22 protein-coding genes are annotated in these 19,671 nt (G+C 73.2%); 16 read left to right on the forward strand and 6 right to left on the reverse strand.

Translation table 11 applies throughout. From position 1 onward, the window contains the following. Positions 1-13: 13 nt before the first annotated feature. The 4 genes from C8N24_RS02535 (at position 14) to C8N24_RS02550 (ending at position 2,249) form a co-directional block, all read left to right on the forward strand. Positions 14-289, forward strand: coding sequence for a hypothetical protein (locus C8N24_RS02535; protein ID WP_147447583.1), 276 nt, complete (start codon positions 14-16; stop codon positions 287-289). Between the two features lie 61 nt (positions 290-350). Beyond that, positions 351-632 (forward strand): hypothetical protein, encoded by a 282-nt coding sequence (locus tag C8N24_RS02540; protein WP_121247683.1) that lies wholly within the window; start codon positions 351-353, stop codon positions 630-632. Continuing rightward, positions 632-922 (forward strand): hypothetical protein, encoded by a 291-nt coding sequence (locus C8N24_RS02545; protein ID WP_121247685.1) that lies wholly within the window; start codon positions 632-634, stop codon positions 920-922. The genes C8N24_RS02540 and C8N24_RS02545 overlap by 1 nt, the downstream gene beginning before the upstream one ends. A 13-nt stretch (positions 923-935) precedes the next feature. Then, the gene (locus C8N24_RS02550) at positions 936-2,249 is read left to right on the forward strand and encodes an MFS transporter (RefSeq protein ID WP_121247687.1); all 1,314 of its coding nucleotides are present in this window, start codon (positions 936-938) and stop codon (positions 2,247-2,249) included. Here the strand turns inward: C8N24_RS02550 and C8N24_RS02555 are convergent. After that, on the reverse strand, positions 2,166-2,435 hold the full coding sequence (locus tag C8N24_RS02555) for a hypothetical protein (protein ID WP_121247689.1): 270 nt from the start codon (positions 2,433-2,435) through the stop codon (positions 2,166-2,168). The two genes, C8N24_RS02550 and C8N24_RS02555, sit on opposite strands and share 84 nt — an antisense overlap. A 48-nt stretch (positions 2,436-2,483) precedes the next feature. On the opposite strand from C8N24_RS02555, the gene C8N24_RS02560 reads away from it, so the two are divergent. Then, entirely contained in the window at positions 2,484-3,020 is a 537-nt protein-coding gene (locus C8N24_RS02560) for an RNA polymerase sigma factor (RefSeq protein ID WP_121247691.1), read from the forward strand. Continuing rightward, a complete protein-coding gene (locus C8N24_RS02565; protein WP_121247693.1) occupies positions 3,017-4,090 on the forward strand; it encodes a hypothetical protein in 1,074 nt (357 codons plus the stop codon). The genes C8N24_RS02560 and C8N24_RS02565 overlap by 4 nt, the downstream gene beginning before the upstream one ends. A gap of 1 nt (position 4,091) precedes the next feature. Here C8N24_RS02565 and C8N24_RS35295 read toward each other — a convergent pair whose 3' ends face one another. Then, positions 4,092-4,220, reverse strand: a complete 129-nt coding sequence (locus C8N24_RS35295; RefSeq protein WP_281272609.1) for a hypothetical protein — start codon at positions 4,218-4,220, stop codon at positions 4,092-4,094. Between the two features lie 265 nt (positions 4,221-4,485). Here C8N24_RS35295 and C8N24_RS02570 point away from each other — a divergent pair, with 265 nt between their 5' ends. Next, on the forward strand, positions 4,486-5,550 hold the full coding sequence (locus C8N24_RS02570) for a glycosyltransferase (protein ID WP_170178799.1): 1,065 nt from the start codon (positions 4,486-4,488) through the stop codon (positions 5,548-5,550). 118 nt (positions 5,551-5,668) lie between these two features. Here the strand turns inward: C8N24_RS02570 and C8N24_RS02575 are convergent, their stop codons facing one another. After that, entirely contained in the window at positions 5,669-6,580 is a 912-nt protein-coding gene (locus C8N24_RS02575) for an HpcH/HpaI aldolase/citrate lyase family protein (protein ID WP_121247697.1), read from the reverse strand. A 26-nt stretch (positions 6,581-6,606) separates the two neighbouring features. Here C8N24_RS02575 and C8N24_RS02580 point away from each other — a divergent pair, with 26 nt between their 5' ends. From C8N24_RS02580 to C8N24_RS02620, 9 genes are all read left to right on the forward strand, one after another. Next, on the forward strand, positions 6,607-7,350 hold the full coding sequence (locus C8N24_RS02580) for an Fpg/Nei family DNA glycosylase (RefSeq protein ID WP_121247699.1): 744 nt from the start codon (positions 6,607-6,609) through the stop codon (positions 7,348-7,350). A 25-nt stretch (positions 7,351-7,375) separates the two neighbouring features. Beyond that, on the forward strand, positions 7,376-8,536 hold the full coding sequence (locus tag C8N24_RS02585) for an FIST signal transduction protein (RefSeq protein WP_121247701.1): 1,161 nt from the start codon (positions 7,376-7,378) through the stop codon (positions 8,534-8,536). Continuing rightward, the gene (locus tag C8N24_RS02590; protein WP_121247703.1) at positions 8,533-10,593 is read left to right on the forward strand and encodes a putative bifunctional diguanylate cyclase/phosphodiesterase; all 2,061 of its coding nucleotides are present in this window, start codon (positions 8,533-8,535) and stop codon (positions 10,591-10,593) included. The genes C8N24_RS02585 and C8N24_RS02590 overlap by 4 nt, the downstream gene beginning before the upstream one ends. 48 nt (positions 10,594-10,641) lie before the next feature. Continuing rightward, positions 10,642-11,046, forward strand: a complete 405-nt coding sequence (locus C8N24_RS02595) for a plastocyanin/azurin family copper-binding protein (RefSeq protein WP_121247705.1) — start codon at positions 10,642-10,644, stop codon at positions 11,044-11,046. A 3-nt stretch (positions 11,047-11,049) separates the two neighbouring features. Further along, the gene (locus C8N24_RS02600; protein WP_211339816.1) at positions 11,050-11,784 is read left to right on the forward strand and encodes a class I SAM-dependent DNA methyltransferase; all 735 of its coding nucleotides are present in this window, start codon (positions 11,050-11,052) and stop codon (positions 11,782-11,784) included. Positions 11,785-11,810: 26 nt separating this feature from the next. Beyond that, the gene (locus tag C8N24_RS02605) at positions 11,811-12,158 is read left to right on the forward strand and encodes a hypothetical protein (RefSeq protein WP_121247707.1); all 348 of its coding nucleotides are present in this window, start codon (positions 11,811-11,813) and stop codon (positions 12,156-12,158) included. Between the two features lie 835 nt (positions 12,159-12,993). Continuing rightward, positions 12,994-15,531, forward strand: a complete 2,538-nt coding sequence (locus C8N24_RS02610; protein WP_121247709.1) for a DEAD/DEAH box helicase — start codon at positions 12,994-12,996, stop codon at positions 15,529-15,531. Next, positions 15,522-16,313 (forward strand): Vgb family protein, encoded by a 792-nt coding sequence (locus C8N24_RS02615; RefSeq protein ID WP_121247712.1) that lies wholly within the window; start codon positions 15,522-15,524, stop codon positions 16,311-16,313. Before C8N24_RS02610 ends, C8N24_RS02615 begins: the two co-directional genes overlap by 10 nt. A 9-nt stretch (positions 16,314-16,322) precedes the next feature. Next, positions 16,323-17,078: a class I SAM-dependent methyltransferase gene (locus tag C8N24_RS02620; RefSeq protein ID WP_121247714.1), complete on the forward strand. Its 756-nt coding sequence runs from the start codon at positions 16,323-16,325 to the stop codon at positions 17,076-17,078. 13 nt (positions 17,079-17,091) lie between these two features. On the opposite strand, the gene C8N24_RS02625 is transcribed toward C8N24_RS02620, so the two are convergent. From C8N24_RS02625 to C8N24_RS02635, 3 genes are read right to left on the reverse strand one after another with little or no spacing between them, the layout of a single operon-like run. Then, positions 17,092-17,925: a hypothetical protein gene (locus C8N24_RS02625; RefSeq protein ID WP_121247716.1), complete on the reverse strand. Its 834-nt coding sequence runs from the start codon at positions 17,923-17,925 to the stop codon at positions 17,092-17,094. A 10-nt stretch (positions 17,926-17,935) separates the two neighbouring features. Then, positions 17,936-19,048, reverse strand: a complete 1,113-nt coding sequence (locus C8N24_RS02630) for an FUSC family protein (RefSeq protein ID WP_121247718.1) — start codon at positions 19,046-19,048, stop codon at positions 17,936-17,938. Then, positions 19,045-19,608 (reverse strand): GNAT family N-acetyltransferase, encoded by a 564-nt coding sequence (locus C8N24_RS02635; protein ID WP_121247720.1) that lies wholly within the window; start codon positions 19,606-19,608, stop codon positions 19,045-19,047. Before C8N24_RS02635 ends, C8N24_RS02630 begins: the two co-directional genes overlap by 4 nt. Positions 19,609-19,671: the final 63 nt, after the last annotated feature.

Here is a 19,671-nt window from a genome sequence, read left to right on the forward strand (position 1 = left end):
AGAGCAGCGCCATGTGCGGCGCGTCGAGGGATACGCCTACACGGCGCGCCGTGTGGAGGTGCGCATCGCGGACCTGCGATGCGAGCTCGAACGCGCGCTGCGCGCCGTAGACGACGCGGTGCCGCAGGGCCACGCCGACGACGCCGCCGACCAGGCGCTCGTGCTCGCCCAGCAGCTGGACTCGCTCGAGCGGATCCAGCCGCGGGTGGACTCGTGGCTGCGGGTGGCGATCGGCGCGGTGGCCGACGACCAGGGCACCGAGCCGTTCGGCGAAGGCCCGACGGCCTAGCCGCCTTCCTGGACGAAAAGCCCGCTGCGGCGCAGCGGATCGAGGTCTACCGTGGCGCTGGATGGAAAGCGCCCTGCTCGCCCTGGCCCTGCTCGCGCTCGGCGTGCTCAGCGTGGTGCCCCTGCGCCGCGCGCTGCGGACGGCGCCCGCGCCCGCGCAGCGGATCGCCCGCTTCGGGTTCGCGTGCCTCGCGCTCTCGGTCTCCCTCCCGTTCTTCGTCGCGCCCCGTGACGCGCTGGACATCGCCGTGGTCGTGTTCGGGCTCTACGGGTTCGTCGCGCACGCCGTCTGCCTGGGCGTCGCGACCGTGATCGCCGTGGCCGCGCGCCGTGTGAGGTCGTAGTGGAGCTCGTCGCCACCGCGCTGATCTTCCTGGTGCTGCTGGCGCTCGGCGGGCTGGTCGTGCTCCCGGCGCTGCCGCTGCTGCTGCGCTCGCGCGGGCGCTTCGGCCGGCTCGGCCGCACGATCGCGCTGTGCGGCGCGGCGTTCTTCCTCACCTGGTGCGTCGTCCCGGTGTTCGTCTTCCCGTCCGACGACGTCACGGTCGGGATGACGATGTTCGCGCTCTACGGCGCGATGATCGAGGCGGTGGTCGTCGCCGTCGCGGCGGTCTTCGCCTCCTACGGCGACTGACCCGTCCGCCACCATGGCTCGCGTGGAATCGCGAGCGGTCGTCCGGACGTACCTGACCCTGATGCTCGGGAACACGCTCGCGGCGTCGTTCATCTGGGGCATCAACACGATCTTCCTGCTCGACGCCGGGCTCTCGAACCTCGAGGCGTTCGCGGCCAACGCGCTGTTCTCGGCGGGGATGGTGCTGTTCGAGGTGCCGACCGGGATCGTCGCCGACGGCGTCGGGCGCCGGGCGTCCTACCTGCTCGGGACGATCACGCTGACGCTCTCCACCCTGCTCTACGTGTACCTGTGGGAGGTGCGCGCGCCGTTCTGGGCGTGGGCGCTCGCGTCGCTGTGGCTCGGGCTGGGGTTCACGTTCTTCTCCGGGGCGGTGGAGGCGTGGCTCGTGGACGCGCTGGACGCGACCGGCTACGAGGGCTCGCTGGAAGCCGTGTTCGGGCGCGGGCAGGTGGTCGGCGGGATCGCGATGCTCGGCGGCGCGGTGGCCGGCGGGTATCTGGCCGCACGGGTGAGTCTCGGGTTCCCGTTCGTGGTTCGGTCGGCCGTGCTGGCGGTGATGTTCGTCGTTGCCTGGAAGCTGATGCACGACATCGGCTTCGAGAAGCCCGAGCGGCGCGACCGGCCGCTGACCGAGATCCGCCGCATCTGGACGTCCTCGATCGACCACGGCTGGCGCGTGCCGGCGGTCAAGTGGCTGATGGTGCAGGCGTTGTTCACCGGCGGCATCGGCATCTACGGCTTCTACGCGCTGCAGCCGTACCTGCTCGAGCTCTACGGGGACCCCGACGCGTACCAGGTGGCGGGCATCTCGGCCGCGATCGCGGCGGGCGCGCAGATCCTCGGCGGCTTCGCGGCGCCGCAGGTCCGGCGCGTGTTCAAGCGGCGCACGTCCGCGCTGGCCTTCGTCGCGGCCGCCGGCGCGGTGACGCTGGCGCTGATGGGCCTGCTGGAGCACTTCTGGGCGGTGATCGGGCTCACCGTGTCCTGGGGCCTGCTGTTCGCCGCGACGACGCCGATCCGCCAGGCCTACATTAACGGGCTGATCCCGTCCCGGCAGCGGGCGACGATCCTCTCGTTCGACTCGATGATGACGTCGGTGGGCGGCGTGTGGGCGCAGCCGGCGCTCGGCCGCGCGGCGGACGTGTGGGGCTACGCGCCGACGTACGTGATCAGCGCCGGCATCCAGCTGCTGGCGCTGCCGTTCATCGCGCTGTCGCGGCGCCAGAACGCGCCCGCGGACCTAATCACGGGCCCGCTTCCCGCCGAAGTACGAGCCGAGGTCGACGAGGAACGCCAACCCGACGATGAACCACTCGAACCCTAGGACCTCGCGCGTGCCGACGCTGTACATGACGACGTAGGCGAGCGTCGTCCAGGGCAGCAGGAAGAAGCCGAGGACGGGCACGACCCAGCCGTCGAACGCCCGGTCGATCCAGTTGCTGAAGAGCAGGACGAAGAACAGCGCGAGCCGCGGCGAGATCAACGCGAAGAGGGCGATCAGGCAGGGCATCACCGTGCATGGTCACAGAAGTCGCGACATCCCGTACGTAGGGGTCAGATGGCCACCACGGACGAGCAGCTCCTGAGAGGCGGGCCCGAGGCGTTCGGCGCGTTCTACGCACGGCACGAGCGGGCGGTGTTCCGCTTCTTCTACCGGCGCGTGCTCGACGCCGAGACCGCCGCGGACCTGAGTGCCGAGTGCTTCGCGGCTGCGTTGCTCGGCGCCGAGGGCTACCGCGGCGAGGGCGGAGCGCCGCCGGTCGCCTGGTTGTTCGGGATCGCCCGCAACGTGCTCCGGCGCAGCGCCGAGCAGCGCCGGGTGGAGTCGCGTGCGCGGGCCCGGCTCGGGATGCCGCCGCTCGTGCTCGAGGACGAGACGCTCGCGGCGCTGGACCGGATCCACGCCGGGCAGCTGATGGAGCACGCGCTCTCGTACCTGCCGCCCGATCAGGCGGAGGCCGTCCGCGCCCGCATCGTCGACGAGCGCGAGTACGACGACATCGCCCGCGAGCTGCGCACGTCCGAGGCGGTCGTGCGCAAGCGCGTCTCGCGCGGGCTCGGTGCGCTCCGGCGCCGTGTGGAGGACCGCGCATGACCGACCTGCCCCAGCTCCAGACCCTGCTCGTCCACGCCGCGGTCAAGCGCCGCCGCCGCCGGCGTGTGCGGCGCGCCGCTGCGCCGGTGCTCGCGCTCGCCGTCCTGGTCGCGGCGATCCCGTGGGTCTTGCACGACGTCCGCGTCCCCGACCGCGAGGAGCCGGTCACCCCGAGCGTCGTGCCGAGCGTCGAGGAGGCCTTCGGGCCGTTCCAGGGGCCTGACACCGCGCCGCTGAATGACCGCCGAGCCGGTGACCGCGTACGACGGGTCGGCCGGCCCGCCCACCGCGCCCCCGTCACGTACCTGCGGCTGCGCGGCGACCAGCTCTGCCTGATCGTCCGCATCCGGCCGTTGTGCGCTGTCGCCTCCGAGCTCGTCTCCGGTCACCGGATCCTGTTCGGCGTCGTCAACGGGCGCGGTTACGCCGTGCTGCCGAACGGCGTCCGGAGCGTGCGACGCGAGTGGACCGGCTTCGAGCCGGCGCCGTTCGCGGTCACGAACAACCTCGTGGTGTTCTCGGCGCCGGTCGGAGGCGGGCGGCTGGACTGGGTCGCGCCCGACGGCACGCCCGCACACCTCGAGGTGCGTAACCCGAAGGATCCGCACTCGTTCTACCCGCGCCTGAACGAGCCGGCCACGGAGGCGGACCGATACGCCAACCTGCCGGGCGCCCGGCTGCTGGCCGGCGCCGAGGGCGTGCGCGCCTGGCTCGTCCCGCGCCGGCAGCGGATCTGCCTCGTGGTCGAGCTCACCGGCGGCAGCGGCGGGTCCGTCTGCCGGCGCCCCGACGAGGTCAGCACGCCGCTCGTGATCGCCACCCCGGCTGAGCCGCAGGTGGTGGTCGCCGCGTTCCCGAGCACGCTCGTCCCGCTCGAGGTCTCCCCCGCCACCGCCCGCAGCCGGGTCAGCGCCGACGGGATCCTGGTCCTTGACGGCACCGACCTGACCGCGTTGCGATGGCGGGACACGCAGACCGGATCGGACGTCCAGCTGCGGACGCCGTTCGCCATCGACGGCTACGTGCTCAACGGCGAGGCCGGCCACCCGAGCCGGTACCCGGCGAAGTAGCTCAGCGCTTCGGCAGCGCGAGCGCGGCGCGAACGCGCGGCTGATCGCTGACGGAGGCCGCGCGAACGGGCCCGGTGAGCAGCGCGCCTTCGTGGACGAGCGCGCGGATGGCGAGGGTGCGAGGCGACATGGTGGGGTCCTTTGGTGGGGAGGTCGCTGGGTACGACGCCGCGCGCACGTCCGGTATTCCGAAGAACGCGAGCCGCGCCACCCCGCCATCTGCGCCGCACCGCCTCCCGCGCCACTCCGCCGCCTGCGCCGCCCGCGCTGCACCGCCACCCACGCGGCCCGCGCCGCACCGCCGTCCGCGCTACCCACGCCGCACCGTGCCGCCACTCCGCCACTCCGAGCGCGTCCCGGGAATGCCCAGCGGCGTGGCGTCGTCTTGTCTGGCGATGCGCATCCTCTTCGCGAGCACGCCCGGGGCCGGGCACGTCGGGCCGTTGCTGCCGTTCGCGCGGGCGGCCCGGGCGGCGGGGCACGAGGTGTTGTTGGCGGCGGCGGGGCCGGCCGCGCAGCGCACCGGGCTGCCCGTCCTCACGCTGCCGGAAGCGCCCGGCCGCGCGCGGGCGTGGGCGCCGGTGTTCACGGCCGACGCGCCCGGCGTCGTCCACGTGGTGCAGGAGCTGTTCATCGGGCTCGACGCAGCGGCGGCGCTGCCCGGGATGCTCGCCGCGGTCGAGGCGTTCGCGCCTGACGTGATCGTGCGCGAGACCTGCGAGTTCGCCTCGGCCGTCGCCGCTGAGCGCTTCGGTGTGCCGGTCGTGCAGGTCGGCGTGCACCTGGACACCGCGACCGACACGTCGGAGGCGCTGCTCGCGGTGGCCGAGCCGGCGGTGCGGTCGCTCGGGCTCCGCGATCCGGCTCGCCTGCTCGAGTCCCCGGTGCTGACGTTGGTCCCGCCGTCGCTGAGCGCGCCTTCGCCGCGGCTGCGCCACTTCCGGACCGCGGTCCCGCCGCCGCGCGAGCGCGATCTGGTCTACGTGTCGCTCGGCTCCGAGACGCCCCGGACGCCGCACTTCCCTCGCCTCTACCGCGCTGTCATCGACGCGTTGAGCACCGTCGACCTGGAGGTGCTCGTCGCGCTCGGCCGCGATCCTGACGACCTCGGCCCCGTCCCGGCGAACGTCCGCGTCGCGCGCTGGGTCGACCAAGCCACGACCCTGTCCCGGGCGGCGGTCGCGGTCGGCCACGGCGGTTCGGGCACGACCCTCGGCGCGCTCGCCGCCGGCGTGCCGCTTGCGCTGCTGCCCCTGTTCGTCGACGGCCCGGACAACGCGCGCCGCGTGGCCGCCGCGGGCGCGGGACTCGTCGTGCCCGACGTCGCCGAGCTCGCGAACGCGATGCGTCGATTGCTTGAGGACCCGCGCCCGCGGGCCGCGGCCGACGCGATCGCCCGGGAGATCGCCGCGCTGCCACCGGCCTCGGCCTGGTGGATCGGCTCGCCGGCCGCCGCATAGGCCGCGCCCTGCCGCGGCCGCCGCAGGGGCGCAGGCCTGACGCCCGGGCCCTGCCGCGCCTCGCGGCCGTCGCCGCCCCAGCCAACCGCCGGCGCCTCGCCGACCGCCGCCGCGCGGTCTACTTCGCGTAGCCCGCGGCGCGGCCCGCTTCGGCGATGCGCTCGGCCATCTTGCGGTTCGCCTCGTCGATCATCTCGCCCTCGAAGGTGGCGGCACCGTGGCCGGCGTCGTGGGCGTCGCGGTAGGCGGCGAGCATCGCCTCCGCGCGCTCCCACTGCTCGCGCTCAGGGCTGAAGACCTCGTTGACGATCGCGATCTGGCCCGGGTGGATGGTCCACTTGCCGTCCATGCCGAGGGCACGGGCGAGTCGGGCGCGCTCGCGCAGGCCGTCGTCGTCGCCGACGCGGCCGTACGGGCCGTCGATCGCCTGGATGCCCGCGGCCCGGGCGGCGACGACGAGCCGCGAGTAGACGTAGTTGAGGTGGTCGCCCGGGTAGCCGGCCGGCGCGGCGCCGATCGTCGTGATCGGGATGCCGATCGAGGCGCTGTAGTCCCCCGGGCCGAAGATCAGCGTCTCCATGCGCGGTGAAGCGAGCGCGATCGCTTCGCAGGCGACCAGGCCGGTCGCGTCCTCGATCTGCGCCTCGATGCCGATCCGGCCGACCTCGAACCCGCTCGCGAGCTCGATCTGCGTGAGCAGCTTGTCGGTCATCTCGACGTCGCCGGGCGTGCGGACCTTCGGCACCATCACCGCGTCCAGGCGGTCCCCGGCCGCCTCGACGACCGCGATCAGGTCCTTGTAGTAGTGCGGCGTGTCCGTCCCGTTGACGCGCACCACGACCGTCGTGTCGCCGAAGTCGGTCGATCGCAGCGCCGCGATCACGCGCTCCCGCGCGCTGTCCTTCTCGTTTGGCGCAACGGCATCCTCCAGGTCCAGGAAGATCTCGTCGGCGTCGAGGCCGGTGGCTTTGGCGATGAAGCGCTCGTTCGAGCCCGGTACGGCGTGGCACGTGCGGCGTGATCGGGACATGAAGCGCGGATCGTAGTGTCAGAGCCATGCCGGAACTGCCAGAGGCGGAGCGCGCGCGAGCGCAGATCGAGAAGGTCCTGGGACGCGAGATCGTCTTCGTCGACGACCGCGACACGTACGTGTGCCGGCCGCACGCGCCCGGCGAGATCGCCGAGGCCCTCGTGGGCCGAACGCTGACCACGGCGAACCGCCGCGGCAAGTTCCTGTGGGCCGAGACCGACGGCGGCCCTGACCTCGGCCTGCACCTCGGGATGGCCGGCCGGATCGCGATCGACGAGGCGCCGCACGAGCCGTGGGACCGGTTCGCGCTCGAATTTGCCGACGGCAGCCGGCTCGCCCTGCGCGACAAGCGCCGGCTCGGGCGTGCGCTGATCGAACCCGACTTCGACCACGTGGGGCCGGACGCCGCGCTCGTCTCCCGGGACGTGTTCCGCGAGCGGATCGGACGCGGGACGATGCCGTTGAAGGCACGGCTGCTCGACCAGAAGTCGATCTCCGGGGTCGGCAACCTGCTGGCCGACCAGACGCTATGGCAGGCCAAGCTCAACCCGCGGCGTCCCTCCGGGGAGCTCAGCACCGACGAGCTGGACCACCTGCGCCGCGTGCTCCGCGCCGCCACGCGTGACGCCATCCGCAAAGGCGGCGTGCACACGGGCGAGTTCATCTCCCACCGCAAACGCGGCGCGGCCTGCCCGCGCTGCGGGACGACCCTGGAGCGCGCCACCGTCGGCGGCCGTACGACATTTTGGTGCCCCAGCTGTCAACCATGAGCCGGACGCGCCGATCACCCGGTCGATGAACAATGAGCGTTGGGTAGGCGTCGGCCAATCGGCCGATCCGGATTCGGCGACGGCCGGAGCATCCGCCCGTGCCGCCGCGCTGGCCGGCCGGGATGACGCTCGCCTGCTCATCGTCTTCGCCTCCCCGACCCACGACCTGCCCGCGATGCTGCGAGGGATCGCGCCCGGAGCCGTGCCGCTCGTCGGCTGCTCGACGGCGGGCGAGATCACCCCGGCCGGCCCGACCGAGCACGGCGTCGTCGTGCTCGCGCTCGGCGGCCCGGGCTTCGCCGTGTGCACCCGCGCCGCGCGCGGCGCCTCGGAGCGATTGCGCGCCGCGGGTGCTGAGGTCGCGCGGTGCGCGGAGACGGTCGAGCCGCGTCCGTACCAAGCCCTGCTCCTGCTGAGTGACGGGCAGGTCAGCGACCAGCAGGCGATCGTGCGTGGCGCCTATGACATCGTCGGCTCCACCGTGCCGTTGGTCGGTGGGTGCGCGGGCAGCGACTCGCCCGAGCACCCGACATCCCAGTTCCACGGCGAGGAAGTGCTGCAGGACGCGGTCGTCGCCGTCGCCCTGGGCTCCGACGCGCCGCTCGGCATCGGTGTCCAGCACGGCTGGCGCCGGATCGGCGAGCCGGTCCTGGTCACGCGCAGCGAAGGCCGCCGGGTCCACGAGATCGACGACCGGCCGGCGCTGGACGTCTACCTGGAGCGGCTCGACGCGCCCGCCGCGGCGCGACAGGACCCGGTCGCCTTCGCGCAGTTCGCCGCCCATCACCCACTCGGGCTCGGACGGCGGAGCGGCGAGGATCACATGCGCTTCGTCTCGAGCGCGGACTTCCAGGACCGGTCGCTCTACTGCGCCGCGAACGTGCCGCCGGGCGGGATCGCGTTCTTCATGGAGGGCGATGCCGCGTCCGTGCTGGGCGCAGCCGACACCGCGAGCGCGAACGCGCTGGACGGCCTCGGCGGCGCGCCCGCGCTCGGGTTGCTGGCGTTCGACTGCATCGCTCGCCGCCACTTCCTCGGGGAGGAGGGCGTCGTGGACGAGGTCGCGCGCATCGGCGCGGCCGGCGGCGCACCGGTCGCCGGCTTCTACACCTACGGCGAGATCGCCCGCACGCGTGGGATCAGTGGCTTCCACAATCAGACGCTCGTGGTGATGGCGCTGGCATGACGTCGGTTCCCTTCAACTGGGCGGCCTACCAGCTCACCGAGTACCTGACGCTGCTGGGCGGCTGCGAGGCGGTCGAGGACGCGCTGCGCGTGGGCGTCGAGCGCGCCACCGATGCGTTCGAGGCCGAGCACGGCGTGGTGGTGCGTGACGGCGCGGTCGTCGCGAGCGTCGGCTTCGCCGCCGGGCGAACGCCGGGCGCCGAGTGGACCGACGGTGAGGACGTGCTGTGCGTGCCGCTCGACGACGGCGCGCTGGCGGTGTGTCGCCAGCACGAGCCGTTCTCGGTCGAGGAGTCGGCGCTGCTGCGCGGGATGGCGCGGGCGTTGGCGCAGTCCGTGCGCACGTTGGAGCTCGTCCACTCGCTGCGCAGCCGGCAGGCCTTGCTCGAGCGGCTCGCGGACATCCAGCGGTCGATCGTCGACCGGACGGACCTCGCCGCGCTGCTCGAGGCGATCGTCGTCGGCGCGCGCGAGCTCGTCGGCGGGGACCTCGTGACGTTGCGGCTCCTGGAGGACGACGAGCTGCGGCTCGTCGCCGTCGCGGGCGCGGACGAGGCGATGCGGACCCGGCTCGAGCAGCGGGTCGTCGGGCAGCTGCCGGACGACTTCGGCGTGATCACGGACCTGCAGCACCCGTTCCTGGCCGCGCACGACCTCCACGTGGTGATGACCGCGCCCGTGGTGCGCAACGGCGATCCGTGCGGACTGCTGGCCGTCGCCTCCCACACGCGCGGGATGTATGGCGACGAGGAGCGCGAGGCGATGATCGCCTTCGCGGAGCACGCGAGCCTCGCGCTGACCGACGCCCGCAACCACGCCGACGCCGTCCACCGCGCGCTGCACGACCCGCTCACCAACCTCCCGAACCGCTCGCTCTTCGTGGACCGCCTCCGCCAGGCCGAGCAGCGCGCGGCGCGCGCGGGCACCGCCGTCGGCGTGCTCTTCCTCGACCTCGACGGCTTCAAGACGATCAACGACTCCCTCGGCCACGGCCGCGGCGACGAGCTGCTGATCGCGGTCGCCCAGCGGCTGCACGGCGCGCTCCGCGCGGGTGACACGGCGGCGCGGCTGGGCGGCGACGAGTTCGCCGTGCTCGTCGACGGCCTCCTGGACGAGCGCGAGGCACTGGGCGTCGCGCAGCGGATGCTCGACGCGCTGCGCCCGCCGGTCCCGCTCGCCGGGCAGCGGGTGACGGTGCGGGCGAGCATCGGCGTGGCCACCGCCACCGGCCCGGGCGGCGACCTCCTCCGCGACGCGGACCTCGCGATGTACCAGGCAAAGGCCCAGGGCCGTGATCGCGTCGTCTCCTTCGACGGCGAGATGCACGCCGCGATGGTCGCGAGCGTCGCGCTGGAGCACGAGCTGCGCCAAGCGCTGGAGGACGGCGGGCTCTCGCTGGCGTTCCAGCCGATCGTCGACCTCGACACGGGCCGCCTGCGCGCCGCCGAGGCGCTGTGCCGCTGGACCGTGCCGCCGTGCGAGTTCATCCCGCTCGCCGAGGAGACGGGCCTGATCGTACCCCTGGGCGCCTGGGTGCTCGAAGAGGCGTGTCGCACGGCCGCCGGGTGGCCCGACCACGTGCTCGTCAGCGTGAACGTGTCCGGCGTGCAGCTGCGCTCCGCGGAGTTCGTCGCGACCGTGGCCGGCGCGCTCGAGCGCTCGGGCCTCGCCGCCGAGCGGCTGTTCCTGGAGGTCACCGAGACCGTCCTGATGGACGACCTCGAGCGCACCGCCGCGCTGCTCCGCGAGCTCAAGTTCCTCGGCGTCCGCATCGCGATCGACGACTTCGGCACCGGCCACTCGTCGCTGCAGTACCTCCAGCAGCTCCCGCTCGACGTCTTGAAGATTCCGAAGCCGTTCGTCGACACCCTCCACGAAGGCGGACAGCTCGCCCGGGCGATCCTCGACCTCGGCCGCTCCTTCGGGCTGGCCGTCGTCGCCGAAGGCATCGAGACCGAGGCCCAGCGCGACGCCCTCCGCGCCCTCGGCTGCACCAAGGGGCAGGGCTTCCTGTTCGCGCGCCCGATGAGCGCCGACGCGCTGCTCGCCACCGTCTGAGCGCCCACCCCGCGCCACGACGGTGCGCATGCCGGTACCGTGCCCGGTATGCCGTTCGTCCCGCATCGTCGCGTCCTGGCCGGCGCGCTGGCCATCGCCCTCGTCCCCGCCGGTGCCGCCCTCGCCGGCGGCTCGACCAAAGTCGCCATGGACGAGTTCACCCTCAAGGCGAGCCCGAAGTCCGTCACCGCCGGCAAGGTGACGTTCTCCGTCAAGAACAGTGGGTCCGACCGGCACGAGCTCGTCGTCCTCAAGACCTCGACGGCCGCCTCCAAGCTTCGGGTGAGCGGCGGCCGCGCGAGCGAGAAGGGCCGCGTGGGCGCGGCGAAGAACATCGCCGCCGGCACGTCCAAGGCGCTGACGCTGACGCTCAAGAAGGGGCACTACGTGCTCATCTGCAACATCCCTGGCCACTACGCCGGTGGCATGCGCTCCGACTTCACGGTGAAGTAGCCGGTGGAGCGGCCGGACCACTTCGCGGGCGAGGTCGCGCAGCGCTACGACGAGACGTCGGCCGCGATGTTCGCCCCGGCCGCCGTCGACCCGGTCGTGGACGTGCTCGCCGAGCTCGCGGGCGACGGGCGCGCGCTCGAGCTGGCGATCGGCACCGGCCGGATCGGGCTGCCACTGGCCGCTCGCGGCGTCGACGTCGCGGGCATCGAGCTCTCCGCCGACATGGTCGAGCAGCTGCGCGCGAAGGACGGCGGCGACGCCCTCGACGTGACCCTCGGCTCGTTCACCGACACCCGCGTCGACGGCGACTTCGCCCTCGTGTACCTCGTGTTCAACACGATCGGCAACGTGACCACGCAGGCCGAGCAGGTCGCCACCTTCCGCAACGCCGCCGCCCACCTCGTGCCCGGCGGCCACTTCGTGATCGAGGTCGGCGTGCCCGAGCTCCGCCGCCTTCCGCCCGGCCAGAACACCCTCGTCTTCGAGGCCCGCGAAGGCAAGTGGGGCATCGATGAGTACGACCTCGTCGAGCAGCGCCTCGTCTCGCACCACTTCGAGGACCGCGACGACGGACGCGTCCAGCGCACCTCGATGCCGTTCCGCTACGCCTTCCCGGCCGAGTACGACCTCATGGCCGAGCTCGCCGGCCTGCGCCTCCGCCACCGCTGGCACGACTGGGACCGCTCGCCGTTCACCGGCGAGAGCACCAGCCACGTGTCCATCTGGCAGAAGCCGTAGCACCCGTCCGACCCTCATGCGAACATATGTTCGCAATGACAGCGGACGGATCAGCTCACACCCGCCTTCGCCGGGCCATCCAGGCCGGCAATCTCGCGATCATCCACACCACGGCCGCCGAGCTCGGCCACATCAGCCTGCGCGACGCCCTCGGCATCCTCCTCGTCATCGAACGCGAGGCCGAAGAGCGCTTCGACGCGGCCGCCGTCCGCTGGGCGGGCCGCCTCGCCCTCGAGACGCCGGACCTCGAGCTGGCCGAGCTGGCCGGGGCCCTCGAATCGCTCGAGGCGCTGCCCGACGAGCACGCCCAACGAGTCCTCGTCGGATTGGCCGACCGTGCGCGTCCGCTGGCGGGACGAGGTGGGCGCCGGTAGAGGCGAGCCCACCGACGCGTGCTGCGACGGGCGCCGCGCCCCGCGAAGTGTTCGCCGCGACGGGGGGGGCGCCGTGCCGCGCGAATGGCTCGCGCCGACGGGCGCCGCGCCCCGCGAGTGGTCGCTGCGACGGGCGCCGCGCCCGGCGAAGTGTTCGCTGCGACGGGCGCCGCGGCAGCCGCGCCCGGCGGCGGCGAGGCTTTGTCGCTGGGCCGCCGCGCCGTTCAGCCACCGCGCCGTCGGACCGCTCTGCCGTCGGGCCGCCGTGCCCACTTCGCCACCTGCCAGCGCCGTGGGGTTCAGCGCACGACGCGTTGGCGTGCGCGGCCGCGTCAGGGGGAGCACACCGTCGGGCGTCGCGTCAAGAACCCGTGCGCGGACGGCGCCGGCGCTGCGCGGCGGCCGCCACGGGTTTCTTGACCCGCCGCGGCCGGCGCGCTCTGGGCTGGTCAGGCCGGCTGGGGCCGGCGAGCCCCCGCGCGGGCCAGAGCGCGCGCCACGCGAACGTCCAGTTATCCGCGCCAGAGCCGAACAAGCGGACGCTCGCGCGGCACGCCGCGCGCGAACGATCACGTTCCCACCCCACACGTGGAAAAGTGAACGCTCGCGCAACACCAGACACGCGAGCGCTTAGTCAGGCCAGAGCTGACAAACCCGGCAGTCGCGTGGCCAACCCGGCTCACAAGGACACGCGCGCGGCCCGCGCCCGGGCGCGATCCGGCGCAGCCGCTCACCCGCACAAGAGCGCGCCGGCCGCCGCGCGCCACCCGCGCTGAGCGCGACGGCGCCGGGACAAGACGCGCAGCCACGTCTCGCGCCTTCCATACTTGGATGCATGACCGCCGGTGGCCTCGTCGAGGCCCTTCCTCGCGACAATGATCCCGACGCCCTGTACGAGGCGTTCATGGCGTGGAGCGAGGAGCAGGGGCTGCAGCTCTATCCGCACCAGGAAGAGGCGGCGATCGAGCTGTTCAGCGGCAACAACGTCGTGCTCGCCACGCCGACGGGCAGCGGGAAGTCGATGGTTGCGATCGCCGCGCACTTCGCGGCGATGGCGGCGGACGAGGTCACGTACTACACGGCGCCGATCAAGGCGCTGGTGTCCGAGAAGTTCTTCGCGCTGTGCGCGATCTTCGGGGCGGAGAACGTGGGCATGCTCACGGGCGACGCGTCCGTCAACTCCCGCGCCCCGATCATCTGCTGCACGGCCGAGGTGCTGGCGAACATCGCGCTGCGTGAGGGGGCGGACGCGGACATCGGCCAGGTCGTGATGGACGAGTTCCACTTCTACGCCGAGCCGCAGCGGGGCTGGGCGTGGCAGGTGCCGCTGCTCACGCTCCCCCAGGCGCAGTTCCTTCTGATGAGCGCCACGCTCGGCGACGTCACCGACCTGAGAGAGGACCTGACCGCCCGCACCGGGCGGGAGACCGCGCTCGTCGACACGGCCGAGCGCCCGGTGCCGCTGCACTTCACGTGGAGCCTGGAGCCGCTGCACGAGCTCATCGAGGACCTCGTGAAGGCCGACCAGGCGCCCGTCTACGTCGTCCACTTCACCCAGGCGAGCGCCCTCGAGCGGGCGCAATCGCTGCTCTCCGCGAAGCTCTGCACACGGGAGGAACGCGACCGGATCGCCGAGGCCATCGGCGCGTTCCGCTTCACCGCCGGCTTCGGCAAGACGCTCTCTCGCCTCGTCCGGGCCGGCATCGGCGTCCACCACGCCGGCATGCTGCCCCGCTATCGCCGCCTGGTCGAGCAGCTCGCCCAGACCGGGCTCCTCAAGGTGGTCGCCGGCACCGACACGCTGGGCGTCGGCATCAACGTCCCGATCCGCACGGTCGTGTTCACCGGCCTCGCGAAGTTCGACGGCACCAACCACCGCATCCTCAAGGCCCGCGAGTTCCACCAGATCGCCGGGCGGGCGGGACGCGCGGGCTTCGACACGTCCGGCTACGTGGTCGTCCAGGCCCCCGAGCACACGATCGAGAACGCGCGACGGCTCGCCAAGGCGGGCGACGACCCCGTCAAGAAGAAGCGCGTCCAGAAGGTCAAGGCCCCCGAGGGCGCCGTCAGCTGGACGGAGGAGACGTTCGAGCGCCTGCGCAACGCCACGCCCGAGTCGCTCGTGTCGCGCATGCGCGTCAACCACGCCGTGATCCTCAACGTGATCAACCAGCGCGGCGACTCCGACGAGGTCCTGCGCACCCTCCTCGAGGACAGCCACGAGGACGAGCGGGGCAAGACGCGGCTGCTCAACCAGGCCGAGTCCCTCAAGGAGGAGCTGCTCGCGTCGGGCGTGCTCGAACGCCTCGACCCGCCGGACGAGGACGGCCGCACGCTCGAGCTCGCGCCCGCCCTGCAGCAGGACTTCGCGCTCAACCAGCCGCTCGCGAGCTTCGCCCTCGTCGCCTTCGACCTCCTCGACACCGAGTCTGAGACGTTCACCTTCGACGTCCTCAGCGTGGTCGAGGCGATCCTCGACGACCCGTTCCCGGTGCTCATGGCGCAGTCGAAGCTGGCCCGCGGCGAGGCCATCCAGGCGATGAAGGCCGAGGGCATCGAGTACGAAGAGCGGATGGAGCTGCTGGAGGAGGTCAGCTACCCGAAGCCGCTCGAGGAAGGGCTCAAGCACGCGCTCGGCCAGTACCGCGAGACGCACCCGTGGGTGTCCGAGGACGACCTCTCCCCCAAGTCGGTCGTGCGCGACATGTACGAGAACGGCCAGACGTTCTCCGAGTTCGTCGCCCACTACGGCGTCCAGCGGTCCGAGGGTGCGGTCCTGCGCTACCTCAGCGACACCTACCGCGCGCTGCGCCAGACCGTGCCCGAGCGCCACAAGACCGACGAGCTCGACGACATCGTCGAGTGGCTCGGCGAGATGATCCGCCAGACCGACTCCTCGCTGCTCGACGAGTGGGAGGCGCTGACCGACCCGGAGGCCGTGCAGCGCGCCGCCGAGGCGGTCGCCGCGGGCGAGGAGCTCGCCCCGGTGCGCCCGATCTCCGCCAACGTGCGCGCGTTCCGCGTGATGGTCCGCAACGCGATGTTCCAGAAGGTGCAGCTCGCGAGCCGCGACGACTTCGGCCGCCTCGCGGCGCTCGAGGGCGGCGAGCGCCCGACGATGCGCGCGCACCTGTGGGAAGCGGCGCTCGGCAAGTACTGGGACGAGCACGAGGCGCTCGACGCGGGGCCGGAGGCGCGCAGCCCCGAGCTGTTCGTCGTCGACACGGCCAACCCGCGCCTCTGGTCCGTGCGCCAGATCATCAACGACCCCGACGGCAACCACGACTGGGCGATCGTCGCCGAGGTCGACCTCGACGCCTCCGACGTCGCCGGCGAGCCGGTCATCCGCACGCAGTCGTTCGCATGCGGATAGCGCTGGACGGCGGGCCATACGCGGTCGCGGCCGCACCCGACGGCGCGCTGTGGGTGACGCTCGCGGACGCGGGCGAGATCGCGCGCGTGACCATGGACGGCGACGTCACCCGGCACCGCGCCGGCAAGAAGCCGATGCAGATCACCCCGCACGGGTGGTTCACGTTCGCGGGCGGGGTCGGCCGGATCACGCCCGACGGGCTCGTCACGACCACCAAGGTCGGCGGCAACCCCTACGGCATCGTCGAAGGCCCGGACGGCGCCGTCTGGTTCACCGCCGAGAACACGGTCGGGCGCTTCAACGGGAAGTTCCAGTGGTACGCCGCGCCGTCGACGCCCGCGATGATCGCCAACGGCCCCGACGGCGCGCTGTGGTTCACGCTCAACGCGACCAGCGCGGTCGGCCGGATCACCACCGACGGCACCCTGACCGTGCGCGAGCTGCCGACGCCGCAGGCCGGCCCGGTCGGCATCTGCGGCACCCACGACGCGGTGTGGTTCACCGAGATCCTCGCGAACCAGCTCGGCCGCGTCGGCGTCGACGACGTCGTGCAGGAGCTCCCGCTCGCCGAGAACGCCAAGCCGCACGCCGTCATCCCCGCCCAGGCCGACGGCGTCTGGGTGAGCCTGTGGGGCGCGCACGCGGTCGCCCACATCGCTGACGACGGCGAGTACGCGGAGATCCCGCTCGAGCACGGCGCCGAGCCGCACGGCATGGCCGTCGGCGGGGATGGCGCCCTCTGGGTCGCGTGCGAGGCCGGCTACCTCGAGCGCATCGGCTAGCGTGCGCATGTGGGCTTCTTCACCACGGCCGCGGGCGACTACGACCGGCACATCGGTCGGTACGGCCGAGCGCTCGCGCGCGAGCTGATCGCGGCGGCCGAGGTCCAGCCCGGTGCCCGCGTGCTCGACGTCGGCTGCGGCCCGGGCGCGCTGACCGCGGCGCTGCTCGCCCACGGCGCGACCGTGGCGGCGATCGACCCGTCCGAGCCGTTCGCGACCGCCTGCGCGAAGCGCCACCCGGCCGCCGACGTGCGCGTCGGCGCGGCCGAGTCGCTGCCCTTCGCCGACTCGGCCTTCGACGCCACGCTCGCCCAGCTCGTCGTGAACTTCATGGCGGACGCCCAGGCGGGCGTATGCGAGATGATCCGCGTGACCAGGCCGGGCGGCGTGGTCGCCGCCGCGGTGTGGGACTACGCGGACGGCATGACGATCCTGCGCGCGTTCTGGGACGCGGCGAAGACGATCGACCCGGACGCGGCCGACGAGAGCCAGATGCGCTACTGCACGCCCGACGCGCTGGCGGACCTGTGGGCGGACCTCGCCGACGTGCACGTGCGCGAGGCGAACGTGCGCGCGGACTACGAGAGTTTCGAGGATCTGTGGGCGCCGCTCGAGTCCGGCGTGGCGCCGTCGGGCGCGTTCACCGTCAACCTCGCCTCGGAGCCGCGCGCCGCGCTCAAGCGCGAGCTGCGCACCCGGCTCGCCGTGGGCGACGAGCCGTTCGCGCTCACCGCCCGCGCCTGGGTGGTGACCGGGCGAACCTAAAGGCCCTGGGCCTTTAGGTTGTGCAGCGGCGCAGGTCGGCCTTGGACTTGCCCACCGCCGGGCCGGTCGTGTCGAGGTGCTGGCCCGTGCGGCCGTTGTGGATCTCGACCGTGCAGCTGCTCGACGGCAGGCGGGCGGCGAAGACCCGCACGACGTCGTAGCCACGTAGGCGCACCGCCGGAACCGTGACCCGCCCGGTGCCGACCAGCCGCACCCGGCGCACCCGCGGCGAGACCATGCCGAAGACGAACACCGCCCCGCCGATCCGCTCCCAGCGCGGGTTCGTGCGACAGCTCTCCTCGGCTTCCCCGCGGTACCGAAGTCGCAGGCACGGCGTGCGCTTGTCCTCCGGCGCGACCGGGAACCCGGGCGGGAGCAGTACGGTCAGCGTGGCACCGCCGAAGCGCCGCGCGGTCACGGCTTTCGAGCCCGCCGGCGTGCGCCGCGGCGGGAAGCTGGTCGCGATCACCAGCGCCCGCCAGCGCTCCGGCGACACCGGCTGGACCGACTCGGCGACCGCCCGGAGCTGCTCGTCGCGCGGCTTGCCGTCCAGCGCGACCGTCAGCTCGCGGTCACCCTCGACCCAGCGCAGCGAGCGGCCGTAGACGTCGCCGTCGCTGGACAGCTCCTCGAAGTCGGCGGGCAGGCCGTGCACGGTCGTGTCCGGGACGACCGGCTCGCCGCTCGGCGCCGTCACCTCCAGCGTGAGCGGCGCGTCGTTCGGATCCTGCGGCTTGTCCCAGTAGGAGCTGACCTGGCGCCCGTTCGACTCGGTCGCCTGCTGCAGCGTCCAGCCCGCCGGTGGGGCCGTGATCACGAACCCGGCGATCAGCGCTTCGAGGAGCATGCGAGCGCTCTTACCCGCTCGCGGCGCGCACCGCGCCCGTCGCCTCCTCATAGGTGAGCCCGATCCCGGTCAGCAGGTCGGTCGCCGTCGACCGGATCTGGCCGACGATCACCGACACGGACAGGTTCGTCGTGCCCTCCAGCACGCGGGTCGCGGTCGCGGCGGCGCGCAGCGCGGGCTCGCGGACCGCGTCGAAGCCCTCGCCGGCCTCGAGCGCCGTGGCCAGCGCCTGGACCGCGCGACCGAGGTCGTCGAGCGCCTCGGCCACGTCCGGCGGCACGTTCTCGTCGAGCGCCAGCGCCCGCATCGCCCCGCGGGCGAGCACCCGCACGTTGCGCACCGCCAGGTCGATCCGCGCCGCCGCCTCCGCGTAGAACTCGACCGTCCCCCGCGCGCGCCGCCGCGCGGGCGAGATGCGGGTGGTCGAGCGCCCCTCCTGCGCGGCGGCGAAGAAGCGCTCGCCGAACTCGTCGATCCCGCGGGCCCGGACCAGGCTGTCCTCGGCCGCCTCCGGATCCCGCGCGCGCAACGCGGCCGCGATGTCGCGCAGCGTCGCCGCCAGCTCCTCCAGCACCGGCTGGGCCGCGCCGCGCAGGATCCGCACGGGGTCGGACGGCAGGAGGACGGCAGCCACGCCGAGCGCCACGAGCCCGCCGGTCAGCGCGTCCAGCGTGCGCGCGAAGGAGAAGCCGTCCGTCGGCGGCGTGATGGTGAACACGAGCGCGGCGGAGATCGCGACCTGGTTGACGAACAGCTGGCTCTTGCCGAAGAACAGCCCCAGTCCCATCGAGATGAACACGGCGAGCGCGAGCTGCGGCACGCCCTCGCCGATCTGGAACGCGAGCAGGTCGGCGACCGCCACGCCGATCGTGACCGCGAACACCAGCTCCATCGCCCGGCGGCCACGCTCGTGGTAGCTCTGCCCGAGCGCGATGATCGCCGAGACGGGCGCGAAGAACGGGGCTGCGTGCCCCCACAGCCACTTGGCCACGGCCCATGAGATCGCGACGGCGACCGCCGCCTGGACCATCACCCGCCAACCGGACTTGACCCGGTGCCAGCGCGTCGTCATCGACACGCGCGAGCGCTCGCCCATCTCCTCGAACAGGCCGTCCGGGATCACAGCGGCCGCGTGCCGTCAGGGAAGGCCTGCACGTGGCCGGGTAGGGCACGCCGGTATTCGACGAGGTCCAGGCCGAGCAGAGGCTCCGCGAACGCGCGGCCCTCGACGGCCCAACCCTCGCGCTCGTAGAACGCCCGCGCCCGGGCCGCGCCGTGCGGCGTGTACAGCCGGATCGACGTGCTCCCGCGCCGCGCCGCCTCGTCCAGCCCGAGGCGGTGCAGGCGCGCCGCCAGGCCCGTCCCCCACCAGCGGGGACGGACGAACAGCATCCACAGGTGCGCCCGGCCGGGGATCGTCACGTGCGGACGGTCGCGCTCCGTGGCGAGGGTGATGCCGACGTGGCCCGCCTGCTCGCCGTCGGGGTCGAGCGCCATCGCGCACCAGGTCGTCCGTGCACGAAGCCGTTCACGGATCGCGCGGATCTCCAGCGTCCGCGGCGGCGGCTCCCAGCCGTCCGGCGCCCATTCGCGGTAGGACTCGAAGCCGAGCCGCGTGGTGGAGGCCAGGGCGATCGCGTCGTCAGGCACCGCGATCCGGATGTCCAGTTCCGGCAGGGTCAAAGCTGAAGCTCAAGTGGAGGGTTAGATGCTCCCCCATTCGGGTCTGAACCCTACCCCGTCGGC

The organism is Solirubrobacter pauli (genome assembly GCF_003633755.1).
In the GTDB taxonomy this organism is placed as follows: Bacteria; Actinomycetota; Thermoleophilia; order Solirubrobacterales; family Solirubrobacteraceae; genus Solirubrobacter; species Solirubrobacter pauli.